At 59.7% G+C, this 4,015-nt stretch carries 3 protein-coding genes; all 3 read right to left on the reverse strand.

Features of this window, described 5'->3' with window-relative positions:
* Positions 1-1,800 (reverse strand): serine/threonine-protein kinase (locus tag H5U08_RS12055; protein WP_297033339.1); only part of this gene is annotated, 1,800 nt, incomplete at its 3' end.
* Between the two features lie 84 nt (positions 1,801-1,884).
* Positions 1,885-2,916 carry a hypothetical protein gene (locus tag H5U08_RS12060; protein ID WP_297033341.1) on the reverse strand — a complete coding sequence of 344 codons (1,032 nt, stop codon included), beginning with the start codon at positions 2,914-2,916 and terminating at the stop codon, positions 1,885-1,887.
* 35 nt (positions 2,917-2,951) lie between these two features.
* Positions 2,952-3,887: a type II secretion system F family protein gene (locus H5U08_RS12065; RefSeq protein WP_297033343.1), complete on the reverse strand. Its 936-nt coding sequence runs from the start codon at positions 3,885-3,887 to the stop codon at positions 2,952-2,954.
* Positions 3,888-4,015 lie beyond the last annotated feature (128 nt).

Consider the following 4,015-nt stretch of genomic DNA (forward strand, 5'->3'; position numbering starts at 1 on the left):
CTGCATCGTCTGCTGATCCTGGCTGAGGAGGACGTCGATCGACCCAGCGTCGAAATGGACCCGTTCGATCACGCCGGCCACGCCCAGGACTCGGTAGGCATCTATCCGCCGGATGCGGGTGTCGTGCTCAATTTCGACCTGGTCATTCACACGCAAGTCCGCAGGTCGCAGAATCTGCCCGCCCACATTGGCCTGACCGTTGAGGGTGACCACACAATCCTCTGCCCAGGGAAGCGTGATCACCTGTCCCGATACGTCCGATTCCACGGTCAAGCGGGCGTTTTTGGCGTCCACCTCCCGCACGATTCCTTTCATTTGCACCACCCGCAAGGCAGCCACTTCCGTCACGACGAGCTCGGGCCCCTCACGCTGATAGAACAACTCCACCCGGTCGCCACTTTTGAGCTCCGTGTACTCCAGCTTTTGCCCCTGAAAGGTGGGCTGTCCATTGAGCGTCACAGGCGTTCCCCGCGGTACACGAAGAACCAGTTTTTCCCCTTCCGGTTCTTTGGCGACGGTGATCGTCCCCTCTTCGGGAGCCACGGCTTCGATCTGGCCGATCAGCCGTTCCGGACGGATCGCCTCAATGCGCTGAACCTGTCGGCCCTGTTCGTCGCGATAGACCGTGATCGTGATGCGATCGCCCGGCTGAAGATCGCGCAACAGCGACTTCTTGTCGTTGATGATGACCTCGTCCCATGACCGGATTTCACGTTCTTCCTTGCCCTGACCGTCATGGTCGATGATCAGCCGCCGGGCATCCAGGAGCACCACTTCCAGGCGTCCCTGCACTGGGGCCACCGCTGGGGGCGGCGCCGGAGGTCCAGACCGCTCGGGCAGGAGCATGAAAATCGACACGAGAAGCGAGCACGCCACGGCCACGCCCGCGATGATCCGCATCGTTCTTTTTTGTCGCTGCTGCTTGAGTTCCTCTTCGCTGGGCTGTGATCGTTCCCCCGAGATGCTCGCGGGCACACTCACCTGCGGAGCCTTCAAAAGCGCCAGGGCCTCCCGGGCAGAACTCAAGCGCTGCTGCTGATCTTTGACCACCAGACGGTCCACCACCTGAGCCAGGTCCTCCGGAACACCTTCCAGCACGCGATGGATGGGGGGCAATTTTTGATCGGGTGAGGCATGCCACATCATCCACGCAATCTGGCGATCCCGACCAAACGTGCTGAGCGTCGGGAAGAGTAACTCGAAATCCGGCCCACACATCAGTTCGTAGGCCGTAAACCCCAGAGAATATAAATCGCTGGCAGGTCCGACAGGGCCGAACTGGGCGCTGATGAGCTCCGGCGCCATGTACTTGGTGGTGCCCTTCAAAAGACTTCCATGCTCATCTGTGGCCCTGCGTGCCAGCCCAAAATCCCCCAGTTTGACCCGTCCACGAGAATCCAATAGCAGATTGCTGGGCTTGATATCACCGTGGATGATGCCGTTGGTGTGGAGGAAATCCAGGGCCTGAAGCGAATCGATGAGGATTTCGCGGAGAAAATCCAGGTCGATCGGCCCCTTTTGCACACTGGCCTGAAGGCTCCCCCGCATCAACTCCAGAATGAGCCACCCCCGGGATCGCACCACATCGTAGATGGTGATGATATTCGGATGCTGGAGGGTCGCTAGGAGCTGTGCTTCTTTCCAGTAGCGCTCAAGTTGCTTGGGATCCCGTCGAAAATGGGGATGAATCTCCTTGATCGCCACGTCGCGGCCTAGTTCCCGGTCTCGCCCTCGATAGACCGTGGCAAAGTCCCCGGTAGCGATGGTGCCCACGATGTCATAACGGGATGCTTGGCCCATTCCCAACCTCACACCGAACCGCGGCGGCGTGGCCTGCGTCTCTGTTTCCGACCGAACTTGTCACATCACGCAAGTTGCGCCAGGCTATTCCTTGAGGAGGATCCGTAAAAGCTCCTCCAGTCGCTCATCCCGCGAGCGACTTCCTGTCAATCCAGTATAAGAGTTTCGCCCTTTTTCCGCGTAGAGCAAGAGGAGAACCTGACGGTAGAGTTCCCGCTCGCGCTGATGATCACCCCGGCTGTGGGCCCAGTGAGCCTCGCGGAGAAGTCTTTGATACTCGGCCAGTGGCGCGTTTGGGTTGAGATTGGAATAGTACTCCGCCGCGAGTTCTTCCCTGGCGCGTTCGAGTTCTTCCAGATTACTCCGCGTGGTTGGAGCGGGTTCCACGAAAAGGAGCGCCAACGAGGTCAAGAGGCTGGCAGCCAGCACCACCACCAGGAGAACGGGATTGCTCGATCGCTTGACCTCGCGTTTTTTCTCATCAGGGGAATCTTCTTCCAGGTGCAAACTGGGCAGACTGCCGTCGGGGGCCAGCTTCCATGCAGGTTCCGCCGTCTGGGTGAGGATGAGTCGGGCCACCTTTTTTCCCGCAGCAGGAGTGGCCACCTTCCCTGTTGCGACGGGCGAATCGACTTTCGCCGCTTTTTCAGCCCGCCCCGCCCCGGCACCATCGCCGCGCGGCCTGTTCTTTTCCGCTGCCACCTCCCGCCGTGCCTGTTCGATGCCAGGTCTTTCACGAGCTGCGGCAGGCGTCCCCAGGTCTTTCACCCCCGGGCGCTCCCCTTTGGCTGGGGAGATTTCCGGGACCTTTTTGCCTTCTTTTTTCGCCTCTTCCCTGGCTGCCTCGGGGGCCGGAGCAACGGGTGGACTGGCCACCGGGGGTTCTGCTGGCCTGGCTTTCGATTCCGGCTGCTGTGGGAGAACGGACTCCGGCCGGAAGCGATGGCGACACCAGGGGCAGGCCACCTTGCTCTGCATCGCCGCATCGCTCACGGTCATTTCCGTGCCGCACAATGGACATTGAATCTTGACGGGCATGCCACCAATCCGTTCTCTGCCAATCCAGATTGTCAGGTTGTTTTGCCGAAATTTTTCCGCCAGGCGTTCACTTTTCACTCCCCCAGTGCGTTGTTCCTGAAAATTCGTTGACCTCACAGCGACAAACCGAAGTAAAGATAGTTCATGAGAAACGGTCCCACCAGGATGAGCACGGCTGCCGCCATGACCAAAATCCCCGGCAACAGCATGTTGACACCCGCCTCTCCCGCGATCATTTCGGCTCGCTGGGACCGCTTGATGCGGAGCACGTCGGCCTGGGTGCGGAAGATCGAGGCCAGCGGCGTTCCCAGGGTCTCCCCCTGCAAGATGGAGCCGATAATGCTCGTGATTTCGTCATCGGCGAGGCGTTCTCGCATCGCGTGAAAGGCTTCATAGCGGGTCTTCCCCATCCGGATGTCGGCGAGAACACGGCCGAATTCCTCGGCGATGGGATGCCCGCGATATTCTTCCACAGCCTGGGCCAGGGCATTGAGAAACGTGGAGCCCGCTTCCATCAAAAGGGTCAGCAGGTCCAGGAGAAACGGCAGCCGACGTTTGATGGCCTGGAGACGTCGCGCTGCCCGGTCAGCCAGCCGCAACCGCAGCAGCCACACGGTCAGCCCGGAGAAAATCACGGCGAGGAGAACGCCCGCGGCTCCCACGGCCCGCACTGCCACATAGGTGTACAGCGGGAAAAGCATGAGAGCAATGAGTTCGAGCTTGGCCAGATATTCCTCCGCCAGCCAGAATCGTGGCAACCCGGCACAGTGAATGTGCCGCTGGATCTCGGGAAGGGCCTCCCGAAACGCCGCCCGATTGAATCGCGCCAGGAGTTGAATAAGCGGCTGAAACAGCCGAAAAAAACGGTCCGCACGACGTAGTTCATTGATTCGGCTGACGTCATAGCGCCACTCGGCCCCCTGGGGCAGATCTTCCGTATGAACGATCTGCCACAGCCACTGGGTCACAAAAAACCCGGCGGCCGCCCACAGCGCGGAAGAAACAACCAGCAGAAACGCATGTTGCTGTCCAGCTTGCCAGGTTTCCATAGGCAACTCATCCTTTTTCAGGATGGCGTGTTTTGCGATTCTTTTTACTAACGGTCACGGCGTATGCACCTTTTTTCGGCTTTTCGCTATTAGATATCAGGCCTTAGTAACGCACGGGCCCAGAGATA

The sequence above is a fragment of the Thermogutta sp. genome (assembly GCF_014359955.1).
In the GTDB taxonomy this organism is placed as follows: Bacteria; Planctomycetota; Planctomycetia; order Pirellulales; family Thermoguttaceae; genus Thermogutta.